18 protein-coding genes and 3 pseudogenes are annotated in these 24,101 nt (G+C 36.9%); all 21 read right to left on the minus strand.

The annotated features are described in order from the left end of the window. Nucleotides 1-295 (minus strand): transposase family protein (locus tag LEP1GSC194_RS04725; RefSeq protein WP_036041249.1); only part of this gene is annotated, 295 nt, incomplete at its 3' end. Between the two features lie 303 nt (nucleotides 296-598). Continuing rightward, on the minus strand, nucleotides 599-1,864 hold the full coding sequence (locus LEP1GSC194_RS04730) for a sugar transferase (RefSeq protein WP_020772567.1): 1,266 nt from the start codon (nucleotides 1,862-1,864) through the stop codon (nucleotides 599-601). A gap of 3 nt (nucleotides 1,865-1,867) precedes the next feature. Next, the gene (locus LEP1GSC194_RS04735) at nucleotides 1,868-3,055 is read right to left on the minus strand and encodes a glycosyltransferase family 4 protein (protein WP_020772551.1); all 1,188 of its coding nucleotides are present in this window, start codon (nucleotides 3,053-3,055) and stop codon (nucleotides 1,868-1,870) included. Between the two features lie 9 nt (nucleotides 3,056-3,064). Then, the gene (wecB, locus tag LEP1GSC194_RS04740) at nucleotides 3,065-4,195 is read right to left on the minus strand and encodes a non-hydrolyzing UDP-N-acetylglucosamine 2-epimerase (RefSeq protein ID WP_020772565.1); all 1,131 of its coding nucleotides are present in this window, start codon (nucleotides 4,193-4,195) and stop codon (nucleotides 3,065-3,067) included. A 139-nt stretch (nucleotides 4,196-4,334) separates the two neighbouring features. Then, nucleotides 4,335-5,438 (minus strand): annotated as a pseudogene (wbjC, locus tag LEP1GSC194_RS04745) (UDP-2-acetamido-2,6-beta-L-arabino-hexul-4-ose reductase); the annotation flags it as partial. A 3-nt stretch (nucleotides 5,439-5,441) separates the two neighbouring features. Next, nucleotides 5,442-6,476, minus strand: a complete 1,035-nt coding sequence (locus LEP1GSC194_RS04750; protein ID WP_020772548.1) for a polysaccharide biosynthesis protein — start codon at nucleotides 6,474-6,476, stop codon at nucleotides 5,442-5,444. Nucleotides 6,477-6,481: 5 nt separating this feature from the next. Beyond that, entirely contained in the window at nucleotides 6,482-7,633 is a 1,152-nt protein-coding gene (locus LEP1GSC194_RS04755; RefSeq protein WP_020772547.1) for a glycosyltransferase family 4 protein, read from the minus strand. A gap of 183 nt (nucleotides 7,634-7,816) precedes the next feature. Further along, entirely contained in the window at nucleotides 7,817-9,106 is a 1,290-nt protein-coding gene (locus LEP1GSC194_RS04760; protein ID WP_020772559.1) for a hypothetical protein, read from the minus strand. Nucleotides 9,107-9,297: 191 nt separating this feature from the next. Continuing rightward, a pseudogene (locus tag LEP1GSC194_RS04765) lies at nucleotides 9,298-11,336 on the minus strand (DUF1420 family protein). Then, nucleotides 11,333-13,429 carry a lipid II:glycine glycyltransferase FemX gene (locus LEP1GSC194_RS04770; protein WP_036041422.1) on the minus strand — a complete coding sequence of 699 codons (2,097 nt, stop codon included), beginning with the start codon at nucleotides 13,427-13,429 and terminating at the stop codon, nucleotides 11,333-11,335. The pseudogene LEP1GSC194_RS04765 and the gene LEP1GSC194_RS04770 overlap by 4 nt, the downstream one beginning before the upstream one ends. Then, the gene (locus tag LEP1GSC194_RS04775) at nucleotides 13,429-14,289 is read right to left on the minus strand and encodes a polysaccharide deacetylase family protein (protein ID WP_020772550.1); all 861 of its coding nucleotides are present in this window, start codon (nucleotides 14,287-14,289) and stop codon (nucleotides 13,429-13,431) included. The genes LEP1GSC194_RS04770 and LEP1GSC194_RS04775 overlap by 1 nt, the downstream gene beginning before the upstream one ends. An 11-nt stretch (nucleotides 14,290-14,300) precedes the next feature. Then, nucleotides 14,301-15,123, minus strand: a pseudogene (locus LEP1GSC194_RS04780) (class I SAM-dependent methyltransferase). 97 nt (nucleotides 15,124-15,220) lie between these two features. Further along, nucleotides 15,221-16,111, minus strand: a complete 891-nt coding sequence (locus LEP1GSC194_RS04785) for a glycosyltransferase (protein WP_020772569.1) — start codon at nucleotides 16,109-16,111, stop codon at nucleotides 15,221-15,223. Continuing rightward, a complete protein-coding gene (locus LEP1GSC194_RS04790; RefSeq protein ID WP_020772546.1) occupies nucleotides 16,108-17,079 on the minus strand; it encodes an NAD-dependent epimerase/dehydratase family protein in 972 nt (323 codons plus the stop codon). The genes LEP1GSC194_RS04785 and LEP1GSC194_RS04790 overlap by 4 nt, the downstream gene beginning before the upstream one ends. Then, complete coding sequence (locus tag LEP1GSC194_RS04795; protein ID WP_020772552.1) at nucleotides 17,076-17,531, minus strand: dTDP-4-dehydrorhamnose 3,5-epimerase family protein; 456 nt, start codon at nucleotides 17,529-17,531, stop codon at nucleotides 17,076-17,078. Before LEP1GSC194_RS04795 ends, LEP1GSC194_RS04790 begins: the two co-directional genes overlap by 4 nt. A gap of 4 nt (nucleotides 17,532-17,535) precedes the next feature. Further along, complete coding sequence (gene rfbG, locus LEP1GSC194_RS04800) at nucleotides 17,536-18,627, minus strand: CDP-glucose 4,6-dehydratase (RefSeq protein ID WP_020772564.1); 1,092 nt, start codon at nucleotides 18,625-18,627, stop codon at nucleotides 17,536-17,538. Nucleotides 18,628-18,629: 2 nt separating this feature from the next. After that, complete coding sequence (gene rfbF, locus LEP1GSC194_RS04805) at nucleotides 18,630-19,397, minus strand: glucose-1-phosphate cytidylyltransferase (RefSeq protein WP_020772563.1); 768 nt, start codon at nucleotides 19,395-19,397, stop codon at nucleotides 18,630-18,632. Beyond that, nucleotides 19,397-21,277: a TIGR04326 family surface carbohydrate biosynthesis protein gene (locus LEP1GSC194_RS04810; protein WP_020772558.1), complete on the minus strand. Its 1,881-nt coding sequence runs from the start codon at nucleotides 21,275-21,277 to the stop codon at nucleotides 19,397-19,399. Before LEP1GSC194_RS04810 ends, rfbF begins: the two co-directional genes overlap by 1 nt. Nucleotides 21,278-21,287: 10 nt before the next feature. Continuing rightward, complete coding sequence (locus LEP1GSC194_RS04815) at nucleotides 21,288-22,280, minus strand: phosphoglycerate dehydrogenase (RefSeq protein ID WP_020772545.1); 993 nt, start codon at nucleotides 22,278-22,280, stop codon at nucleotides 21,288-21,290. Nucleotides 22,281-22,285: 5 nt separating this feature from the next. Next, nucleotides 22,286-23,359 carry an AroB-related putative sugar phosphate phospholyase (cyclizing) gene (locus tag LEP1GSC194_RS04820; protein WP_017808809.1) on the minus strand — a complete coding sequence of 358 codons (1,074 nt, stop codon included), beginning with the start codon at nucleotides 23,357-23,359 and terminating at the stop codon, nucleotides 22,286-22,288. Continuing rightward, on the minus strand, nucleotides 23,352-24,083 hold the full coding sequence (locus LEP1GSC194_RS04825; protein WP_020772566.1) for an SDR family NAD(P)-dependent oxidoreductase: 732 nt from the start codon (nucleotides 24,081-24,083) through the stop codon (nucleotides 23,352-23,354). The genes LEP1GSC194_RS04820 and LEP1GSC194_RS04825 overlap by 8 nt, the downstream gene beginning before the upstream one ends. Nucleotides 24,084-24,101 lie beyond the last annotated feature (18 nt).

Genomic DNA, 24,101 nt, shown 5'->3' on the forward strand with positions numbered 1-24,101 from the left:
GTAACTTTACGTTTCTTACGCCGTGAGCTTCACATTGAGCGCGTGGGATTCGAGCATGAATCAATGTCTGGAATTGCATCGTATCCAAATGGCGCCAGGTTCTTTTTTCTGTATGATCTTTCCGAGGACATTTTTTACCACAATCCGGACACTCTACAGCTTCCCGCTCATCGTATGAGACTTCGATATCTACTTTCTTTGCTGCGATATTTAATTCTACGGTTTCAACCGACCAAGGTGATGAGATTCCTAAAAGGAGAGAGTAATGTTTTTCTAAGTTTTCGTTTGCGTTCATTAGGAATATTATTCATTGGTTATGTTATGATTTTGCAATGACGAAATTTGCTCGAAACTCATCTGCAACCTCTTCTCACCGTCATTTATGAAGTAGTTTCTTCCCACGAAATTCTCCGAAGGGCCACCAATGTGTAGTGTTCATTATAAGGCCCTTACTAACTTTGGAAATAAAGGTTGAAAAATCTAGTTTTTTCTCATATTTGTGGGTAAGGTTATGATAGAGAGCGAGACGCTAAGCTTCCAGGACGAGCCATATATTTTTTATAAACTAAAGCGGAGTTTTGAAACACTCTGTTAAATTCTATCGAGCTCCGAAACCCGTTAAAATCGTTTTAACGGTTTTAAACGTAATTAACATATCCAACCAGAATGAAAAATTCTTTATATAATAAAAATCGTATTCTAACTTCACATTCATCCCGTCCACTTCTGCCGCATAACCCTGTTCCACTTGCGCCCAGCCGGATATTCCGGGTCTAACAATATGTCGATATGCAAAAAAAGGAACGTCCTTTTCATACCATTCTGAAAGTTCCATAGATTCGGGTCTAGGTCCGATAAAACTCATATCTCCTTTCAAAACATTTAAAATTTGTAATGTTTCGTCAAAACGATATTTTCGTAATATTTTTCCAATCTTAGTGATCCTAATATCGTTTTCTCCCTGGGTAAATCCTTTCCCTTTCTTTTCAACATACATGGTTCTAAATTTATAAAGAGTGAAAACTTTACCGCGATAACCCATCCTTTTTTGAGAGAAAATGATTTTACCTTTGCTTTCAAGGCGAATAAGTGTCCCTATTAAAAACATAAAAGGGAGAAAAACGGGCAGAAAGATTAAAGCCGCAATAAAATCAATCATCCGTTTTATTTTTTCATAAACTCGGGAAGGCAACAAGGAGCCGAATTCATTTTCGGAAAGGTGTCTAATTTTTACTCGCCCGCTTAAAGACTCTATAATTTGTTTCGTATGATAAACGGGTACTCTTGACAAAGTACAACGTGCTAAAAATTTTTCCCATTCGGGAGTTAAACCCTCTGCACGAAGATCCGCTACTACGGCATCAAATCTTTCCTTTCCCAAATCAGGTTGTTTTAAAAAAACAAACAGGGTTCCATGAGTTTCGCGAAATTCTAATGCTTCCCCGAACGGCACTAACGCGAACCTTTGTAAGCGGTATCTGTGCCCTATAAAATATCCTATATAACACCAAGATAATGTAGTAAGAGAACCTAATAGGATAACTTGAACGCTATAGTTAAGTCGATTCATCAAATAGAAAGCAATCAAAATGCCAAATACGATTGCAGTAGTCGGTAAAATGTAGGCGGAAGACTGAGTCCCGGGATATTTTAATAATCTTCTTAATGAAATAAAAGTAATATTAAAAGCAATTAAAACGCCGATGGCCGAGTTTAAACTATTCTTGTCTATGTGATTCCAAAAATCCCATCCCCATCGAGGAATTATAGTAATACAAGTAACCAATAGGCTGCCAACCGTTAACTGAAAAAGAGTGCTTAATAGCACTTGCTCATGAATTCTAGAATGGCGTCGGACGTACATAAATTAAGATAGAATTTTCAAAATAGTATCGGAAGCGTTATCGATGGAAAACTTACTTTTAAGCAATAGGTTTGCGTTTTTACCCATTTGTTTTCTGATTTTCTCATCTAATAAAACAAGTGCATTTTTATAAAAGCCGTCATCATCGCCGGCAATTGTAACCAAGCCCGATCCGGATTCCTCCAATATGTTCTTAAGGTCATTGCCTATGTTAACCGCGCCCAGTATGGGTTTTTCCTGAACCATATAGCCAAGAATTTTCCCCGGAAAGTTATGCGTCTTATGATTAAAATGCAATGTAAATAGTCCTATATCAAATTCTGCTAACATGATTTTAAATTCTTCTTGAGGAACAGAATTTAGTAGAATCATATTACTTAATTTCAAGTCCCGAATTGACCTTCGAACTAACTCTACTTCATCCCCGGCACCAACCAATAGAAATGCTGCGTCTGTATTCGATTTCATTCTCGCTGCCAGACGAACAATATTCATCATATCCTGAGCCTGACCGATATTTCCTCCGTAAAAAAAAACGACTTTCCCCACTAAATTCAATTTCTTGCGGTAAAAGTCACCCTGATTCAAAACGGGAGAATCAGTAGCCCAATTATAGAGGAGTTGAATATTTTTGAATTCAGGAAATGTTTCGGAAAACCATTCAATATTACTAGGAGATTGAATACCGATTCTATCCGCAGCTTTGTAATTTAGTCTTTCATAATATTTGAAAAAATACGCTATTAAAGATTCTTCGCGAATCATGCCGTTGTCGATGATCCATTGCGGAAAAAAATCTCTTAATATTAAATAAGACGGAGCTTGCCAAAGCGTCTTCAATCGGAAAACCAAATTTCCCCAAAAAATAGAAGGAGAATAATAAACGATTAGATCATGGTGATTTTGAATAAGATATTCTTTTAGATATCTCCAAGCTTTTTTGGAAAGCATCCACTCGTTTATAAGGCGCCTTACTTTTGAAACGTTCTTAATTTCACCCGATGCAAACTGTAAAATAGTGACTTCGTTTAAACTTGTTTTTTTATAACCTTGATTTAGTCCTATCCCAGGAGTAATCACCGTTATCTCATGTCCTTTCTCTTTGAGTTTTATCGCCAACTCATGCATCATTTTAGCTGCGACTTTAATGCTACTTGGGAGATAATCATCTACTATGATGCAAATTCTCAAAATAGGATCCTAATATTTTTTCCAAACGACTCGATTGATATAATCGGTATAACTATGAATGATTCGAACAACTTTCTCCGAAACGTTGGGCATACTGTAATCACTAACATTCCTCAAAAGTCTACGCTCTCCTCTAGGCTGATTTTCCAAAACTTGAAGAGCTTGTAATACCCTTTCTTTTTCTAAACCTACCATCATCACAATTCCCTCTTCCATTCCTTCCGGTCTTTCATGCGCCTCTCTAATATTTAAAGCCGGAAAATTAAGTATGGAAGATTCTTCCGTAATGGTACCGCTATCGGAAAGAACGGCTTTCGAAGACAACTGAAGTTTGTTATAGTCTTTAAAACCTAATGGTTTTAAAAGCTGAACAAGCGGATGAAACGAAACATTCAATGCATCGATTTTTTTTTGAGTTCTAGGGTGTGTCGAAATAATAACTGGAAATTTAAATACTTCCGCAATCGTATTAATGATATCTATTAGTTTGGTGAAGTTTTTATCCGAATCTATGTTTTCTTCCCTATGTGCGCTTATAACAAAGTATTCCCCTTCCACAACATTCAATTTCTTTAAAATATCGGATTTTTCGATTCCTTCTAAATAATAATTCAAAACTTCGAACATTGGGCTTCCCGTCTTAATTACCGCTTCGGATGATAAGCCTTCTCTCAAAAGATATTCCCTAGCGATGCTACTATAGGTCAGATTGATATCGGCGGTATGATCGACAATGCGTCTGTTGATTTCCTCAGGGACTCGCTGATCAAAACAGCGATTTCCCGCCTCCATATGAAAAATAGGTATTTTTCTTCTTTTCGCGGGAATGACCGCCATGCAGCTATTCGTATCTCCTAAAACTAAAACCGCATCCGGACGCACCCGAGCAAGTAACTCGTCCACTTTAATAATAACATTTCCAATAGTTGCGGCTCCCGATGCGCCGGCAGCATTTAGAAAATGATCCGGCTTTCTAATTTCCAAATCATTAAAAAAAATCTCATTGAGCTCGTAGTCATAATTTTGACCGGTATGAATTATCGTATGATCACAATACTGATCCAGTTTTACAAGAACGCGAGATAACCGAATAATTTCAGGCCTTGTGCCTATGACTGTGGAAACTTTTAATTTTTTCATAAGAACCTGTCCCTCACCATTTTTTCTTACGGAAAAAACTGGTGAAGGACAGAACCCGTCGAGCGCCAATAGAAGCGAGACGCTGAGTTACCCAGCTTAATCTTTCTGATAAAGTGTAATTAAGTTTTGAGACGCGCTGTAAGTCGATCTTGCAAGAATAAGTATCAGGTCGAGATCTATCAAAAATCTCACTTGCCCAGAGCATTACTATCATTTCGTCCCGGCCGATATTCGTGATATCGTGCGTCCATCCCGGTATCGATTCAACGATTTGAGGAGATTCAGGTTGAGTAAGAATTTCAAAATATTCATTTGTTAGAATATGCCGAAAACGAAATTTTGCTTTTCCAGTGAGAACAAGAAACTTTTCAATTTTACTATGGTGATAATGTTCCCCGCGTGTTATACCCGGATGAGCGGTAAAAAAGGAAAACTGCCCCGCATCCTTGGTCTTCAACATTTCTACAAAAACACCTCTTTGATCTTTATATTGGGGTACCGAATAAGAAAACGAATTCGTATCTAAATAACTGGTAAATGTTGCATATAAAGCTCGTTCTAAACCGGTACCTACATTAGGAATTATTAAATCCTTACGGCTTCGTTTAAAGGCCTGCAATAGTTCATAGAGCTCGTTTAAAGTTATTTTATATTCAGGAATATTACGATCTAAACTAGGAGACGAATTTTTTAAGATACCAAAGAATTTATCGATCACGTCGTCGATATATACTAAAGTTAGATTAGTACTAGGATCGTTAATTTTGACAGGGATATCCCGAGTAATATTGTGACAAAAAGTAGCCACAACGGAATTGTAGTTAGGGCGACACCATTTCCCAAATACATTCGGTAATCTGAAAATAAAAACCGGATTTCCATTTTCGGTTTGTAAACGATTGAGTAAGTTTTCCGCCTCTAATTTACTCTTACCATATTCGTTATCTAACGCGGCTTGAATGGAGGATGAGAAGAGAATGGGAGTTTTTTTATTTTTCTTTTTTAATAAATTACAAATAGATTCCGTTAAATCCGTATTTACTTTTTTGAATTCCAATGACTCTTTCGGACGATTCACTCCTGCTAAGTGAAAAATAAAATCCGCTTCGCAAATAAAATGGTCTAATTCTTCTTCGCTAGATTCTTTGAGATAAGGAAGGATCTTAAACTCTTTTGTTTCGAACAATTGAGACGATAAATTTTTTCCGATGAAACCGTTTGCACCCGTTATTAAGACATTCATAATTCAATCAATGATTTCCGCCGGCTTTCCTTCTATTATGTTTCTAATAAACTGTAGTTTTAATAACATTTCCTTCATTCCGGCTAAATTTAGTCTTTCAGTGTTATGAGAATTATAGTCTTCCAAAGATGAGATTTTTTTCTCCCCTTGATCAATGAACTTTCCATAATTTAAATCTCTTAAATCAGGAGGAATTCTATAGTAATCAGTCATATCCTCTGCGCTCGCCATTTCTTCACGACTTAAAAGAGTTTCATAAAGTTTTTCTCCGTGACGAGTACCTATAATTTCAACAGGGTAATTGACATTATCAAACAATTCCAACAATGCTTTTGATAAGGTTTCAATGGTCGCAGCAGGCGCCTTTTGTACAAAAATATCGCCGTTATGTCCATTTTGAAACGCATACAATACGAGCTCGACCGCGTCCTCTAAAGACATCATAAATCGAGTCATATTCGGATCCGTTATAGTTATCGGTTTATTATTTTTAATCTGCTCTATAAAAAGAGGGATAACGGATCCGCGGGACGCCATCACATTTCCATAACGAGTCCCGCAGACTACCATATCGGAGTTTTCGATGCTTCTAGACTTAGCGACCATAACTTTCTCCATCATAGCCTTGGATATACCCATTGCATTGATAGGATAAACTGCTTTGTCTGTACTCAAACAAACTATTTTTTTTACATTAGACTGAATAGCCGCCTCAATCACATTTTCAGTTCCTAATACGTTGGTCTTAACCGCTTCTAAAGGATGAAATTCGCAGGATGGAACTTGCTTCAATGCCGCTGCGTGAAATACATAATCAACTCCCCGGAAGGCGCTCCGAACCGAATCCAAATCCCTGACGTCTCCGATAAAAAATTTCAGTTTAGAGTTATTGTATCTCTTTCTTAAATCATCTTGTTTTTTTTCATCTCTGCTGAAAATTCTGATTTCTTTAATATCACTATTTAAAAATCGATCTAACACAGCCTTTCCAAAAGAGCCGGTTCCTCCCGTAATCAAAAGAGATTTATTTTTAAACATCTGTATTAAACTCCACGTTTCTTGTTCGTATTTACTAAAACATCATGAAAAAAACCAAAAGTACAATGGGCGGTTTCTTTCCAATTATAGATTTTACTCTTTTTATAGGCGTTCTGCGCTAACTTCGTTCTTAACTTAGGAGATTCTATTAATTGAATCAAAGAATGAGCTATACTTTTAGGATCCTCGGGATTAAAATACAAAGCATTATCCAGTAATATTTCTTTCATAGATGACATGTTTGAACATGCAATGGGTAATCCCGCAGACATAGCCTCCGTAACAATTTGTCCGAAGGTCTCGCAAGAAGAAGCAAAAACAAAAATATCTGCAGAATGATATTTTCTTTGAAGCTGCTCATGCGGAATCTGACCGGAATAATGAAGATACTTTCCTAGAGGATCATATTGATTCATTTTTTTTACCAATAATTTTAAGCTTGGTTCATAAGCGGAACCTATAAATTCAATAGAAACCGGCAAATTTAAGTTGTATAATATTGAAATTGCTTCTGCAACATTCCACTGATGTTTATACATGTCAATCGTAGACACATATAAAATCCTCATTGGTTTCGAAAATGTATATTCATCGATTTTCTTTTGCTTACGAATTTCTTTTGAAAATCTAGAATGAATACCGTGCGGTATTATGATAGTTTTACTCAAATGTCTTTTGATTACTTTTTGTACGGAATCCTTGGCATATTCCGTTAAAAAAATTACGCCTTCGGCCTTGCAAAAAGTGCTCGATTGTAAAAAATAAAGAATAATATTTCGAATCAATTGCCAGGATAATCCGTAACGCTTCATTTCCTTCCATTCAAACGGCAAGAGATTTTGATTGATAGTAACAAAGGGTTTAAAACTTCCAAGATAGTACCCGCCGGGTATAAACAATAAATCACAATCCTTTACTTTTCGTTTAAAAATAAATTTTTGCCAATAGATTCTCCACAAAAGGGATTTATCTAAAAAAGGTTCATGAATCTTTTTTAGCCAAGTTCGGTTTTCTAATTTGTCTAAAATTTTCTCGCCCCCCCATACGATCACTTGATTAAAGCCGAAAGAAGGAGGATGTGCAACCCTTAGAAGCTCGGCAAGATGAGCGACTCCCCCACCGCTATAAATATTCGAAGCATCAATTCCCAAAATCATTGTCTGATTTAAATAACCTTAAAAAATGAACTTGCTGAAAAATTTTAAAACTCGGACTTCAAATTGTTTGAATGCGGCGTTATCGAAGATTAATTTTCGGCGACTCAAATAAGCCGTAACGCAGAAAGTTGAAATTTTAAAGACCGACAGTAAAATATAAAAGTTTGAAATCAAAAATTATCTTTATTCACGATTTGGCAAAATTCTTTTCATAACTTTTTGAACCATTAAATTAGAATAATACAATAAAACACTTAATATGATGGTAAACTCAAGTATGTATTTAATGAGCGTATTCGGAAGATCTCTAAAAAAGAAAAAAGGAAGAAAGGAACATATCGCTATATAAACGCCCGAAAAACTTTTATTTCTCTTTAAAAAGTTTAAACTTAGAGATAAGAAAAACATAAACATCATCGCTCCGATCAATCCGAAATTGACTATTAGTTCCACATAATTGTGAGTTGTACCTTGAAACGATCTTATACTGTTTCCGACCTCGTTTGCGGCGTGAATATATTTAAATTTATCCGGAAATATTATAGAAGGAATGATACCGACTAGATTACTCAATAAAGGAGTAGGGAATTGAAAAAGTTGAAGCTCATTTTCTGTTAAATGAGAAACCAAAGTCATCCCGACATAACCTGGTTCCATAAAAAGACTTTGGACGATTTTATAAAATGTAATAGGATTTTGAGCGCGAATGTGACCCCAAACAGCATTAGCAATAGCTAAGATAATTATGCAAAGCATAACCGCCGTAAGTTTAAAACTTTTAAATATCCTCTGTAAAACCAACAGTATGGAAATTATCGATAAAGTCAAATATCCGCGATTCCCGGTTGAATACATTAAAAACCCAAATAACAAGGAAACTATTAAATACTTATTTAAAAAAAACTTGGATAACTTTTGCTTCCATCCCGATTTTTCCATATGCTCCATTTCAAAAGAAGCATTTATACAAAATAAAACAATCAAAGCGACATTCACAGAAATAAACCAACCTCTTTGAAGAGGCCATTCGGAAACAGCGGAATATCCCCTGAATAAAACTGGGAGCATATATTTAAGCGATATGGTTCCAAATATTACTAAACCATAAAAAAACAAATCCATGGATACTTTAGAAAAATTGAATTCTTTTTTTAAAAAATTCCATTGATGAGTTTTCTTTTTAAATATAATTTCTCCGAGTATAAAAGAAACGATTAAAAGCGAAGAAGTGACTAAATAGCATATTTTAGCTTCTAAACTTACGTGTTCATACAATTCAACGACATCAAGACTTAAAATTACGTTGTTTATATCTTCCATTTCATATGGAATGAAAGGCAAATACCAATAATAAATAAATCCTAAGATTAAAAGAAAGCTATGATCCACTATCAATCTGAATTTTTTAATATTTACCCTTACTATGTATAGCAAAAGAAGAATTATTATAAAAAGAACAAATCCAATAATCATCTAAAATTCTCCAAATTTCAATTCATAAACAACTTACGTTACCCTGCGTTTGCTTCAAAACTTATACTTTTACAAATAGGAACGAAACGGGAAAACCTCAATGCGTTATCTTCTAAGGGATTGTATCGTGCTAAGTACGATAAAGGATAAACCAGGTTTTATTATAAAAAAATAATTCATGATTCGTAGAGCTATAGTGCGGAATTCGCACATTGTGGTAATTTACTGGACTGAAACTCAACGAGCATAGCTGTAAAAAAGTCATTTTGGTTGAGCGGATTCCTAGTAGCCTGTTTACTTTTAACGCTACCGATAGTTTCCCCCAGACAACGTAAAAATGGAGTATTCTTAGTAGTATCGCTTAAAATCAAGATGTGAGTAACATTTTCATTTTTTATCTGTTTTAAATAAGAATCTGCATTGACAGAATTAAAATCCACAAACTTGGACCAATCTAAAGATAAAGTTTTTCTTTGGGAAAGTGCAATCGATCGGTGTTGAGACAATAGAACTGCATTCTTAGGCAAAACTGAATCGGTCCATTTCATCAGATTATACCCATTTGCGTATCGATTCATAACCCTTTCCCTTGATTGAATAGAAAAAGTTCCGGGAATCAATTGATAAACACCAAAAAGAAGGATGCCAAAAGTAATAAAGGCTTGTAAAACTATCGCCCCGCCTACTGCCTTTTCCACAAATCCGAAATTTCGAATATTAAAGGAACTTAAAACAACCAAAGAAATTAATACCCAAATAAACGGTTCCAAAAAAAATCTGGAAGATTTTTGTCCCATCAGACTACCTAATATTATAAAAATGATTGCCATGATGTTCAATACAAGCATTTGCAAACTAACATTCAGTTTTATAAATACTATTAAAAATAATCCAAAACCAATGATGGTTGTAATAACTCCAAAAGTATTGGGAACAATTAAAGATAATGGAAAACCCAATGTACTATCCCTATAATTTCGAAGCATAGATTCGAATAATCTTGTCCCCGGCCATGAACCGGGTAAAGGGGAGACTATCGCATCAATAACCGAGCTGTTAAAATTTTTCATCTTCCAAAACACAGAAGGAAAAATGATTAAAGCGAAGAAAAAAATGCCGATTAAAGTTCCATAAATAAATAATCTTACTGAACCCAGCAAGATCATAGAAAAACAACCGATCAAAAACGCCGATAAAAAAACGAAAATTTTGCCTGAGTAGCAGATAGAATCAACATACATATAAGACTAAAAATCAATAATTTATCTTTAGCTGATTTTACTTTAGAAATCATTTCTATGAATAATATTACGGCAAACGAAGTCATTCCAATTGGAAGCAATTGAGGTTTGGGCGAACTTACTAAAAAAACTAAAACCGGAGATGAAAGAAATGCAATAACGATTATATTTCTCCATATTTCCACTTCTTTGTTTTTAGTAATTTTTTCGGAAAAAGTATAAAAAGCTAATATTCCATATATGCCCAATAAACCGCAAAATTGAAGTAAAGAGCCGAATTGTTCGGCTCCTAAACTTAAACCGAACGCATTCAAAACTTCTCCGTTTCCGGCCAATCTTCCATGAAACCAGCCGGGAATTATCGGCATTTTTCCTTGGTTTAAAATTTCGATTGCAACTCCAATATGGTAGTCTAACGAGTCGGCATTTGTAACGGGCCCAAGAGAAAGTAATCCATAGCCGATAACTAACAATGCCCCTAATAGCTTTAAGAACTTATTTTTATCAAGCAGATCAAATTTCGTTTTAATAAAGAAATACTTTATTTTACAAAAACGAAACGGAAAATCCAATCGATTTATAGAACCTCGTTCCAATTGTATAATAGATTGAATTGACCCATCCTTACTATATTCCGTTTTTTTAAAAAGGTTTTTGTAAAAATTACTAAATATTACTTTTTTTATGTTATCTTTCAGAAGAAAAAATGCATTAATAAAACCTAATGTTACAAAAAGAATTGCGACACTTTTCATAAAAGTGCGAGAAGTAAAACCGAATAACGCCAAAGGATATAATAAAATGCTCAATAACAAAATGCCCACTAAAGGCGCTTGCCACCGGACCCATGCATTTTTGATTTGCCCTAAACTATCTTCAAATAATTTTAAAGCATAGAATCCCAAAAAATCACAACCAAAAATTAATAAAATAGAATATACTACCGATAAAGGGGGATAGGCAATATTTGCATCCAATCCAAATTTCATATTTTCCAGAACTCCCCCGCCAATTCGTATCGTTCACCGTTGATACCCAGCTTAAATTCGGCGACAGTTGGAGTATTTTCTTCGTCAATGCCACCCAAGTCAAACCAGCGATAACCCCTATCTTTTAATTCTGAAATCACATTCCACAAGAGGAACTGGTTTGCTTTTAACTTTCTCCCTTCTTCTCCATTCCATCCCACAAGATACATACCGGTTCGATTGGATAACGTTAAACAGATACAAGCAACCTTTTGTCCGTTGCGAGTCGCGATTAAAAGGAGCGGTTTTTCCTTTTCAGGAAAACATTCTCTCAGCGTTTTTAGGAAGGAAACGGAGATTCCGGCAAAGTCCTTTTTCACCATAAGTTCCGAATATTTTTCCAACATCCACTGAAAGTTCTTATCACTGTTACTGATCTCCAAACCAAGCTCGTTTTTCTCGGCCGCGTTCAGCATATTCCTCCATTTCCCGTCCAAATTTTTTCTCAATTCTTCCTTACTTAAGGAAAGATCGATGTAAGAAGAAGACCAAGATATTTGATTCCTTCGAACAAATCCGTTCTCATAAATTGAGATAAGGTCGCGACCATTTAAATTCATTTCCGGATTGAAGAATAAAACGGATCCTCTGTTAAGCGAGGCATATTTCGATAGAAAAACTAGTACGGCTCTTTCCTCTTCTACAGTTATATTCGGATAAAAAAGAGGACCTCTATTGATTCTAAAAATTTGAAAAAAGAAAAAATATCTTTTAGATAAAATCTGAACCAATGCGATCTTTTTTTCTTCGAATTTTAAAAGAATTCTTTTCGGATTCCATGCTTCGTTTATTCTCTTTGCTTCTCCGTAATGCCAGGATTGTAATAAATTTACGTGTTCAATTAAATTCAACTCGTGGTCCCATGAATTCGAATCCAATTCCTGTACTTCGATTTTTGAAGGAAGATTCGATTTCTTGAAAGAAAGAATACGAGAAATTTTACTTTCCGATAGAGACTGATGAACCGTAAGAAAAAAACAAGATCTGCGCAGTTGAATTGCGATTCGGTGTTTGACGGGATTCTCTAAAATTTCCGGCGGAAGGTCCGGCCAAGTAGAAATCGGAAACTTATCAACTGAAAGAGTTCGAAACATCGAATTAGCAGCTTCAATTGAATCTAAAGAATATTCCGACAAATACGGAACCCAAGTTTTGTCCGATTTTCGATCGTTTCGAAACTGATATCGATTCGATAGGATTTCATCCCATATCATCTGAATTCGAATCTTCTTTTTAGCAATCTCGCCGATACGCGGAACCAGTTCGCTTAACATTTTCCTAGCAACCGAGGAAAAAAAAGGATACATTACAATTTCCGCAGATGTATCATATAAAAAATTATTCTGAGAAGGTTTACGATTTCTAAATCCTAATTTTTGCAGGAATCGTTTTAGAATCCATTTACATAAAAAGAATCTTGAATTTCTATTTCTCTTAAAATATTCCGTTAGAGTCTTTTTGATTCGACTTTCTTCGTTTTGATCCCAAGTAATTTGGAACGGACCCGAATTTCGAACAACCATCACCGCTCCATCGGGAATCGGCAAATGTTTATGAGGACTATATAATATAAAATCCCCCTTCTCGCCTACTCCCTTAATCGGTTTCAACACGTGTGCGGCGTCTTCGATCAGAACCGCATTTCTTGATCGACAGAATTCAAAAGCTCGGTTCGCATCGCTCGGTTTACCAAAATAGTGAACCAATACGAAAACATCCATCGTATTGTTCTTAGCTAATTCTTTACAAACCGTGTAATCCGGTTCCCGGTTTTCCTGAATCGGATAGAAAACGAATCTTATGTCTTTTGTACGAAGTAAAAATAAAGAAGAATTACAAAAATAATCGGGCAACCAAAAAGTTATTTCTTTTTGATTCGATTTAATTTGTTTCCATACCGCGATCGCCAAGAAAGACCAGGCAGATTTCGAAAACCACATCGAAACGTCCGAAGGATTGGCCCATACTTTCGAAAGAGAGTTTATATCGATTTTTTTTAAGGAAAATAGAGAGAATAAGTTTTTCCAACTAGGTAGTGGGGCCAATAAAAACATCAATCCGATACCCAAGATTCATAAATTCGAAGTTTTCCCTTGTAAAGGATATCAGCCCCACCTTCCAGAATAGCTCCGATTAAATGATCCGAATCCGACGGAGAAAATGCCTCACGTCGGATAGCCCAATTTCGTAAAATTTCGTTTTTACCTCTCAAACCCGTATACACGAACTCATAGTTTTCTCTTGCGATTTTTAGAGCATCACGACTAAAACTACCTAAATCACCGAAAGTATATGCAAAATGTTTTATACTTATTCCTATCTTTTTTTCTAAAATCTTTTTTGAAGTCGCGATTTCATCGTTCAATCGAACCAAATCCGTAATTTGAGAAAGTCTAGCATGCGTTCTCGTATGACTTCCGATGGAATGGCCTTTTTCTAACAAAATTTGTAAATCCTTCCATCTCATCGGAGCCCAACCATCGGGAACCTCTTCCGGTAGATAGTCAGGATAAATATTTGCAGAAATAAATTTCTTTTGATCCAGAGGATCTTTGACATCCACGAAATCTGAAATAATAAAGAATAGAGCCTTGATACCCAAAGGATCCAAAACTTCTTCCGCCACTCTTCGGTTGGATATATAGCCATCGTCAAATGTAAGCAGAAGATTTCGTCCTTCAATTTTTCTTTCCCCTCGCATCATTTCCGAGAAAACTTGAGGAGATATAAACTTCCAGTCTCTGGAAACTCTTTCTAATTGGGCCTTGAATCGAGTTTGTTTCTCCAAAGGAATATCGTGATAGAGTAAAACTCTCAACTCTGAATTCTTCTTAATTCCTAAAGAAAGTCCTAAAGCATTAGAAATTCTTAAAGGAAAATAGGAGGCTGCTAGAAAATTATGAAAAACGGACATTGCAATAAAAATTATATACGAGTAGCTACAAAACTTTTTTGACGCGCAAGAAAAGCATTAAGTCCGTAGATTTTGGAAAGATAGTAATCCAGGATTCCGAAGAAATCATTCCTTCTACCAGTAAAAGTCAGCTTAAGATCTGGATGAAACAAACATTCCGAATAACATTCCCAAACGTGCCGCTTGCCATAAAGATCGATTAGAATTTCTTTTTGAGCTTTACTCGCTTTATTCAAAAGAAAACTTCCTTCTATTTTCCCCTCTTTATGATACTTTTTCCCCACCAAAAAATAAATGATACGATTGAATGGAGTTGCATTTAAAGAATAATTGATGAATATTCCGTTCGGTTTTAAAACACGATACGCTTCACTACAGGCTTTTTTAAAATCGGGAATATGTTGAAATGTCTGAACGGTCCAGACTCCTTCAAAAACCTGATCTTGGAACGGCAAAGAAGTAGCGTCCGCATGGATAAGATAAACGTTCTTTCCGATTGAATCCCCTAAAAACCTCTTTGCATGCTTTAAATTTTCCCTTAGAAAATCCACGACAATCACCTTTACATCCGGCCTTTCGCTGGAAAGATTCCTCCAATGCCAACCCCAACAACCGCCTATATCCAAGACGACTCCATTCGGTTTTATCTTCTTTAAGAATCGTTTTATTTCCCGATCCATCATCGGAATTGAATGGTTCTTTGAAATAATCCGAATATTCTTTGGAAGCTACTTCGCTTCGCATCTTCAGTTCGACTTCCTGTTCTGAGGTGGGAATCTCAGCGGAATAAATTCCGTCTTTTGCAAGTTTTAACGATTTTAATATTGTATCCATTGTATTTTACAAAAAGTAATTTCCGTTTATTTTAATACCCTTTTCTTCTAATTAAGAAAATCAAATCCGGATAAAAGACTCTTTGTCTTTTATGGAATTAATTCTTAAATTTAGCCGCCAACAGAGCGATAAAAGATATCGGCGCCTGAAAGAACGATCGAATCAGTAGAAATCCTGCGGAAATCAATTTCCTCTCCCGAAGATATACGATCCCTCTGTCAAACTTCAACCTGGTATTGAATTTTCTCCAAAGACTTGCTTTATTCGATTCAAAATCTTGGATTTCGAAGACATGATGTCGAATTAAATTCTCCAAATGATTCAAATGTCTTTCCAGAGAAGCCGACTGATTAGAACCGTGAATCGTATATTCCCCTAACACTTCCGAGAGAAACAAAAATTTGGCTTTTGCATTCGCTAATTTCAACCAGAGATCATAATCTTCAACGGTAACGAATTCAGGAATTTCGCTGAATGACAAATTTTTATCCAGTAAAAAATTTTTTCGAACCGTCGTAGCCGAAGTTGAAAGCCGATTTCCGTAAAACAACATCTTTCGGTAGAAATTTTCTTCATAGGGTCCGTAGGTTAAAAGTATCCTTTCTTTCGTTTCAAATTGGACCATATCCTCGTTATGACAAACGACATCGACTTGGTTCTTCGATTTTTGTATTTCCGAAACAACTCTTTCCAATTTATTAAGCGACCACAGATCGTCCGAGTCCAAAAAAGAAATCCATTCTCCCTTTGCCTCTTGGATTCCCTTATTTCGGGAAGTGGCGATCACTCCCTTATTCCGTATTTTCGTTAAGCGAATTCGAGAGTCCGAAAAAGATGAGACCACGGCGTCCGTATTATCGATCGAATGGTTATCGATCACGATCGCTTCCCAATTCGAATACGTCTGATTTACCACCGAAGCTAATGATAATTTCAAAAAATGAGCATGATTGTAAGTGGGTACAACGACCGAGATCAACGGATTCATAGAGGGGAAGTTTTTGAACCTTCGAAGTATAAATTACAGAAAGCTAATAGATCGTCGATTTCAGAAATGAAAGAATCAGAATAGCGGAACCCAGTCGAAAGTAACTTTGTCGTGTCGTAATCGAAATCAGCAGAAACTTCGTCTTCTCCGGGTTCGACTCTTTCCAATTCAGGTAAAAAACCCAAAAACTTTTCACAACGTTCTCGCACCAAATTAGCCATTTCCCAAACGGTTAACGAGGTTTTCCCGCCCACATTGTAGGCGTTATTTTCATTTTTCTCCGTTATACTAAGAAGATGATGGGTAACGCGACATACGTCTTGTATGGAGATAAAATCCCGCCTCTGCAAACCGGATGTTTTCAGTATCATTCTTCGAGTCATAATTGCCTGCTTGCAAAGATCATTTACGAGTAACATCCAACAATTGACATTCGGACCAACCGGTGAACCGAATGCGTTCGACAATCGAATATTGATCCCGAAAATTTCACCCGATGCAGTACGTTCGTTAACTTCATTTTCCCCCGCAACGTTACTAAGAGCATAAGGATGTTGATTCGTTAACGGAGAATTTTCCGTAATCCTTCCTTCCAAGGGACTTCCATAGACATGAGCGGTTGAAAAATATAAAAATTTTGAAGTATGATTTTTAATCGCCGCATTGAGTAAACGCCCAGTTCCCTTTCCATTAAATTCGACGGCCGCTTGCGGATCGTTTATCGCTTCTTGAGAGTTCATTCCTGCGCAATGCACGATCGCATCCACTTCTTCGCAAATAGTTTCCAATGAAGATAGAGAGTTCCAATTCATCGGAATGACTTTTCCATACCGGATATAACTCGGTAAGGGGAAATTTTTTGTAGTTCCTAAATATATTTCAGACTCTCCTAATTCTCCCAAATATTTAGCGATTCTTCCGCCTAAGAGCCCCGAAGAGCCCGTAATTAGAATTTTTTTTCTGGTCATGGACTCCATACAAATGGAATAGAAATGTCGCACTCAGGTAGTCTTTCCGATTCCTCTGGATCGTGCGGGATATCAGTAAAATTTGCAACAAAAGCTTTTTCATCGGATACGCAAGCAAATCCGTACCAAATTCTTGGAGGAATTTTGATTCTTTGATAGTATCCGGGTCTTCCTAAAATAATTTCTTGTACTTTACCCTTTGTTATCGAACCTTCTCGATTATCATAGAGAACTAGCTTAATCTTACCAATAGGTACTGTGAAATTTTGCGTTTGTTTCTTATGAAATTTCCAAGCTTTTACTATCCCTGGATTCACTTCGGAAAAATAACATTCTCCAAAACTTGAATATTCTGGATCGTCGGAACGCATCATATGCAATACGGAACCTTTCGGATCGAAAATTTCCTTCAAAGGAGTCATAACGACTCCTTCAATCGTTCCTTGAGTCATAATATCACTTTATCCAAACGTAATTCTTTTTAGAGGCCAATTCACAATAAAGATAAATTTGGGAAAGAGTGAAATCGTAGATTTCTTCCTTTTTTTCCAGCCAATTGCGATACCAATTTACAGTGAAGTCTACCGTTTCCGAAAAGCCAAGGACCGCCTGCCATTTTAAGTAAAACAATACCTTATCGCAGGAAAGTTTGAGGAGATTCGCTTCTTTCCCTCCTCCTTCAAATCCTTTAGGTACTTCCCATTTTACTCCGGGCCAACGCTCCACCATCGCACTCAACAATTCTGCAACAGTCTGATTGACTGCCGATTCGGGTCCGAAATTGAAAGCCTCTCCGTTTAGACCTTCCTGTTTTTGGTATAATCTCGCTCCTAACCATAAATAACCACTTAATGGCTCCAATACGTGTTGCCATGGACGAGTCGCTAATGGACTTCGAATCGTGACGGACTCGTTAGAAGACCACGCTCGAATACAATCCGGAACGATCCGATCAGCTGCCCAATCACCACCTCCGATCACGTTACCCGCCCTTGTAATCGCAATTCTTGTTTTAGAATTCTTAAAGTAAGAATGATAAAAGGAATGAGCGACTAAATCCGCACAACTTTTTGAACCACTATAAGGATCATGACCACCTAACGCATCGGTCTCCCGATAACCCCAACACCATTCGTCGTTTCGATAGGCTTTATCACTTGTAATTAAAACCGCGACTTCAACCCAATCCCTTGTTCGAATCAAATCGAGTAGATTTACCATTCCCATCACGTTCGTTTCAAAAGTTTCCGCAGGATCCTGATAGGATTTTCTTACCAATGCCTGTGCGGCCATATGAAATATAATCTGGGGTTTAACTTCGTCGATCACTCGAGAAAGCGAATTGCGATCACGAATATCTCCTCGATAATCTTTTATCTTCCTATCTAATCCGAGCAGTTCGAAATGATTCGGTGAAGTCGGAATGTCTAAAGAGAATCCGGTTACTTCTGCCTCTAAAGACTGCAACCAAATTGCAAGCCAAGATCCTTTAAAGCCAGTGTGACCGGTGATCAGAACCTTTTTATTCTTATAAATATTCTGAAACATATTTAGTTCAATTTCCACGGAGCTTTATTGTGAGTCCACAGCTCTTCCAATGTCTGTTTATCGCGAAGAGTATCCATACACTGCCAATATCCTGCATGATGAAACGCCATCAGCTGCCCCGCTTTCGCCAAAGCCTCCAAAGGAGCCCGCTCCAACATCGTAGATTCATCTTGGATGTAATTTAAGACCTGCGGTTCGAAAACGAAAAAACCACCATTGATCCAACCCTCTTCCGCTTGCGGTTTTTCTTGGAATTGAGTTACCTGATTTCCCGAGATAGACAATTCACCGAATCGCACCGGCGGTCGAACCGCAGTAACGGTCGCCAGTTTTCCGTGAGATTTATGAAAATTGACTAACTTTTGAATGTCCACGTTAGACACACCGTCTCCGTAAGTTACCATAAAAGTTTCTTTTGATAATTGATCCTTTAAACGTAACAATCTTCCGCCGGTCATTGTCAACGCGCCGGTGTCGATCAACTGTATCTTCCAATCTTCCGCCGTTGGATTAGAATAATTAACGTTGCCTGACTTCAAACTTACAGTAAGATCGCTCATTCTTGCGTGATAATTGAGAAAGTAGTCTTTAATAACCTCTCCTTTATAACCGAGCGCTAATACGAAGTCTCCATACCCATAATATTCATAAATCTTCATTATATGCCAGAGCATTGGCTTTCCAGCAATTTCCACCATCGGCTTCGGTTTTACCGTGGTCTCTTCGCTCAGGCGGGTTCCGAGTCCTCCGCAGAGTATTACTGTTTTCATTACAACGTGCCTTCCTGTTTTATCATAGATTCAATAAGTGTACACCACCTTGGAATGTCTTCTTCCAAATTGAAAAAAGTATCTAAATCGCCGGCACTCAATTTTTTTACGGACTCGAAAGCCTCTACCAACTCAGAAGCATTCGATACAAAAAAAACATTTCGTCTTCCGCGTAACGGACTCATATTCAAAGTTTCTCCATCCAAGAAAGATATTATTGGAAGTCCCACGCTATAAGCGTCTACTGCTGCTGAGGTAATATTGCTAGTATAAACAAAATCATACTGATCCAATACTGCAGCAAGAGGAGAATCAATTACGTTAAACTCGATATCCACATAGTCTTTTTTAGATATTGGACAAACCGGATGCGGTTTGACCGTAAAAGTACAGTTAGAACTCATTTTAGAATATGCTTCAGAAAATACTTGCATCTGTTTGAATGTAGCTAGAGGAAGATAATCCCCTAGAATTAACATCCGGTATCCTTGAGAGTTTTTGATTTCTTTATTTCCTTTTTTACGAGAGAGCTGATTCAAAAACATATACCTCAGTGCTTCCACATCCAAGATTCGCTCTGAAGGAAAATCGGATTCGAGTAGAGCCGACTTTGCCCCAGGACCATTGACCGCAACTTTATCCGGATATGGTAAAAAACAATTTGATTCTTTGTAATAGGAACGAGGATCGTAAAAATATCTCAAATCCCAATATCGAATCGTGGCGTGTGGCACGCCAAAAACATTTAGATTTTGTGCCTTCATTGCGTGAACCAACGCAATTTCCCAGGACTGATTTTCTTGAAGATAGAATACGGTTTTTGCTTCGGATAAATCCTTTGAGATTTGGTGGAAGAGATTGATGTAAAGGCAGTTCAGCATAGCCGCACGACCTCTTAAAGAATCGATCAAATCCTCTTCATAAAGATATTGTAGATCGCCATTTTGATATTTAAAAAATCCCCTTATCTTTCGAATCCGAAAAGAGACAACGTTCATTTTTAAAAAATCAAAAATACTTTTCACTAAGACTTTTAGCGATAGATACTCTTCGATCAAAGAATGAAATTGATTTATTTCTGTATCATTGAAAGACTCAATTAAATTTTTTGCGTCGGAGATCGTTGGCAACGCTTCGTAATCTACGAAAAAGTGAAACCAGCGAGTCAAAATGTTTTCCTTATTTAAGAAGGCCACGAGTTTTCCCCAGTAATCCGAAGAGAAAACACTTTGTTTCACCAGGTCTCGATCGAAGTTTAAAAAATAACTAAAAAAGACTAACTTTGAAGAACTCGTCTTTTTTGGTTTGGGAAAAAAGATCCATCTAACTATCGCAAAATGAAAAAGGAAAACAAACGACTGAAAGAATAAAGGTAAAAAACGACGAATTTTTTGAACGATGGAGACGTTCGTTTTTTTTTTGTCGACTTTGTATTTTATCTCTCGAGTCTTACAATACCGTTTTACAGATTTTGCAAGAACTAGACTTTCCGTAAAAAAACGTAAAAAGTCGATCTCTAACGGATTTAAAAAATCCAGAAGGGCGAAAAATTTGATCCGATTCGGAATCTCAGAGGATTTCCCATAATTATTTTCGACAAGTAAAGACATCCACCAAAAGCTAAGTCCTGGTCTGATTTCCAACCAATCCACAATCCTACGATTTTGAATCTTAGCTTCACCGAGTTCGTATGCAAGGGAAAGATATTCCTTTCTATACAAGTCCGATTTCGATTCAATCAACCTCGGTAAAGAATGTATATTTAGATTCGCATCTTCGTAAAAGCTATTCCAAAGTAAAATGATTCCATCGAACTTAGGAAAAGGCTCGTTGTTATCCCATATCAAAACAGAGACTTTAGAATTTTTTAGATCTGGCATATAAGAATATCTAAACTTGATTTAAATATTCGTCTTCCGGGACTTCGTTGCGAAGAGGTTCTCCTTTAAAAAATCGGATAATTTCTTCGGCGGCTCCTCTTTCCATTAAAAGTCTACAATCATAAGAACAAGAACCCATATGTTGTGTCAACAAAGCGTTCTCTAATTCACGCAAGTTACCTTTATAAGGTTCTTCCTCAAATACGTCGATGGCAGCGCCGCCAATCGATTCATTTTTTAATGCCTCGTAGAGAGCGGCTTCATTGACAATCCCGCCCCTCGCCGTATTGATCAAAAAAGAATCCTTTTTAAAAGTCTTTAATTCTTTTGAATCGATTAGATTTTTTGTATATTTCGTAAGAGGAATGTGAAGAGATACAACATCGGAGTTAGCATAAATCTCATCTTTTTCCACAAAGAAAAACGGAATTCCGAGCGGGCTTAAAATGCGTTCCACTTCCGTGGATTTGTCAATGAGATCATTGATTAGGATTTTCTTAGGGCTAAAGCTCGAAAGAATTTTTAGAACATTCATTCCGACCCTTCCCAATCCAATCAAACCGACTACACTCTCACCCAATCTTTTTCCAGTAAACCTTGACCAATTTCCTTTTCTCAATTCACGATCCGCATTCGGAATATAGCGAGTAATCGAAACCATTAAGCCGATCGTCAACTCAACAACCGCTTTCGTTACCGCATCGGGAGTATAGGAAACCCGAATCTTTCTTTCTTTGCAAAGAGAAAGTGGTACGGAATCCAATCCAATTCCAACTCTTGAAATAAACTTCAAACCTGGGTTTGCCTCAATCAAAGGAGTTAAGTCCTCTGTTCCGGCGATGATTCCGTCCACGTCTTTCGCAATTTCAGCAACTTCCGTAGATTTCAATTTTCTTTTCAGAGGATTGGTAGTGATCTCCCAACCGGTTTGATTCAATAAATCCAACGGTTCTGAGTCATGGTTTCCAAAAGGATACGTGGAAATAAAAATTTTCTTTTTCATCTAAATTATCTGATATACTCTTTGGAAAAATATTCTAAGATTAAGTTTCTATTTTCCGAATTCAATTCCATTTCATAAACTTCCAACTTTCCCATACCTCTACTCAAGATACAGGTTAAATTGGCATTCACATTCTTTTTATCTTTTTGAAGAAGGTTACAATACTCATCGATTGAAAAATTCGAAAACTGAAAGTCTGGAAAATTTGCTTTTAATAAAGTTCTCATCAATCGATAGTCTGTCTCTGTAGCCAAACCAAATCGATAGGAAAGAAAATTTGCAAGGTCCATCCCGATGGTAACCGCCTGTCCGTGATTGATCCCGTAGTTGGTCAAAGCCTCGATGGCGTGGCCAAAAGTGTGCCCGTAATTAAACTTACGCCTTTCTCCTCGATCAAATTCGTCGATTTCAATCACTTTCTTTTTAATAGAAAGGCTTTCGTAGATAAAACGAACCAGGTTGCTACGATTCGAAAAAATCTCCTGTCTTTTAGAATGTAAATCTTCAGCTAAATTAGAGGCACTGTGCAAATAATAATGGTACATTTCGCCGATTCCGGACTTGATATCGTCTTCGGTTAGAGAGTTCAGAAAAACGGGATCTATATAAATCTTATCGGGCGGATTAAACGTTCCGATCAAATTTTTAACATTCTGAAAATTGATCGAAGATTTTCCTCCGATACAACTATCGGCTTGAGCAAGTAAGGTGGTCGGTATAAAAATCCAAGGAACTCCTCTAAATAAAATAGACGCAGTAAAACAAACTATGTCTTGGGTAATGCCACCGCCAATCGCTACAACCTTACTGTTCCTTTTTATCCCATTCGCAACCAAACTCTCAATCAACTTTTGTGAAGATTCGATATTTTTATTTTGTTCTTCCGCCTCGATTAAGAACATTTTTTTGCCGATGACGGTTGAATCGATTCGATCCTTCAGATATAAGGAATATATTTTGCTGTCTACGGCAAAAAAAGCCGCCTCTTCGAGAAGACCGCGTAAGACATCGTAGATGTTGTTTGTAAATAAGACTTCGTAATTCTTATGAGATGATTTGATTCGGATTGTTTCAGACATTTACAAACCCTCCGTCTACTGTGATGTTCTGACCGGTCAGATATGTATTCAAGTCGCTACTTAAAAATAAAACTACCTTTGCGATTTCTTCCGGTTTCGCCAATCTTCCGATGGGAATCTGAGCTTCTAACTGCTTCATTTCAGATTCACTGAGATTTTTTTTCGTCAAGTCCGTCATCACAAAACCGGGAGAAACGGTATTTACTAATACATTATACTTTGCTAATTCGATTGAAGTCGAAACGGTCAAACCACGAATTGCGTATTTTGTCATAGTATAAATGCTTCGTTTTTCCCTGCTTACCGAACCGAAAATGGAAGCGATATTTACAATCCTTCCATATACATTCTTTTTCATTATTTTCGATACAGCTCTTGTTATAAAAAATGGAGCGTTCACGTTCACATTCTGCATATCGTCCCAGTCTTTATCCAACGTATTTTCGATAAAATTAATTCGATTGATTCCGGCATTATTGACACAGACGTCAAGCCTCTCCAAACTTTCTAAATATTTGATAAAACGATTTAGACTCTCCCTCTTCTGAAAATCAACGGATTGATAGGTTAAGTTCGGATGTCTAAAATCGTCAGCCGGTTCGGAAGCAGTACCGGTAACGATCACGTTTCCGCCTAAATCCAGAAATTCGATCGCGATTTGCTTTCCAATTCCCCTCGTTCCTCCCGTCACAAGAATTAGCTTATTTTTAAATAGAATTTGCATCGTTTATCACGGAGCGAA

It is taken from the genome of Leptospira alstonii serovar Sichuan str. 79601, from assembly GCF_000347175.1.
GTDB lineage: Bacteria > Spirochaetota > Leptospiria > Leptospirales > Leptospiraceae > Leptospira > Leptospira alstonii.

Excerpts from the sequence above, each read along its gene's own strand:
- LEP1GSC194_RS04730 (WP_020772567.1), bottom strand. The coding sequence starts at position 1,864 with ATGTACGTCCGACGCCATTCTAGAATTCATGAGCAAGTGCTATTAAGC.
- wecB (WP_020772565.1), bottom strand. The coding sequence starts at position 4,195 with ATGAAAAAATTAAAAGTTTCCACAGTCATAGGCACAAGGCCTGAAATT.
- LEP1GSC194_RS04750 (WP_020772548.1), bottom strand. The coding sequence starts at position 6,476 with ATGTTTAAAAATAAATCTCTTTTGATTACGGGAGGAACCGGCTCTTTT.
- LEP1GSC194_RS04755 (WP_020772547.1), bottom strand. The coding sequence starts at position 7,633 with ATGATTTTGGGAATTGATGCTTCGAATATTTATAGCGGTGGGGGAGTC.
- LEP1GSC194_RS04760 (WP_020772559.1), bottom strand. The coding sequence starts at position 9,106 with ATGATTATTGGATTTGTTCTTTTTATAATAATTCTTCTTTTGCTATAC.
- LEP1GSC194_RS04770 (WP_036041422.1), bottom strand. The coding sequence starts at position 13,429 with ATGTTTTTATTGGCCCCACTACCTAGTTGGAAAAACTTATTCTCTCTA.
- LEP1GSC194_RS04775 (WP_020772550.1), bottom strand. The coding sequence starts at position 14,289 with ATGTCCGTTTTTCATAATTTTCTAGCAGCCTCCTATTTTCCTTTAAGA.
- LEP1GSC194_RS04785 (WP_020772569.1), bottom strand. The coding sequence starts at position 16,111 with ATGAATCCGTTGATCTCGGTCGTTGTACCCACTTACAATCATGCTCAT.
- LEP1GSC194_RS04790 (WP_020772546.1), bottom strand. The coding sequence starts at position 17,079 with ATGACCAGAAAAAAAATTCTAATTACGGGCTCTTCGGGGCTCTTAGGC.
- LEP1GSC194_RS04795 (WP_020772552.1), bottom strand. The coding sequence starts at position 17,531 with ATGACTCAAGGAACGATTGAAGGAGTCGTTATGACTCCTTTGAAGGAA.
- rfbG (WP_020772564.1), bottom strand. The coding sequence starts at position 18,627 with ATGTTTCAGAATATTTATAAGAATAAAAAGGTTCTGATCACCGGTCAC.
- rfbF (WP_020772563.1), bottom strand. The coding sequence starts at position 19,397 with ATGAAAACAGTAATACTCTGCGGAGGACTCGGAACCCGCCTGAGCGAA.
- LEP1GSC194_RS04810 (WP_020772558.1), bottom strand. The coding sequence starts at position 21,277 with ATGCCAGATCTAAAAAATTCTAAAGTCTCTGTTTTGATATGGGATAAC.
- LEP1GSC194_RS04815 (WP_020772545.1), bottom strand. The coding sequence starts at position 22,280 with ATGAAAAAGAAAATTTTTATTTCCACGTATCCTTTTGGAAACCATGAC.
- LEP1GSC194_RS04820 (WP_017808809.1), bottom strand. The coding sequence starts at position 23,359 with ATGTCTGAAACAATCCGAATCAAATCATCTCATAAGAATTACGAAGTC.
- LEP1GSC194_RS04825 (WP_020772566.1), bottom strand. The coding sequence starts at position 24,083 with ATGCAAATTCTATTTAAAAATAAGCTAATTCTTGTGACGGGAGGAACG.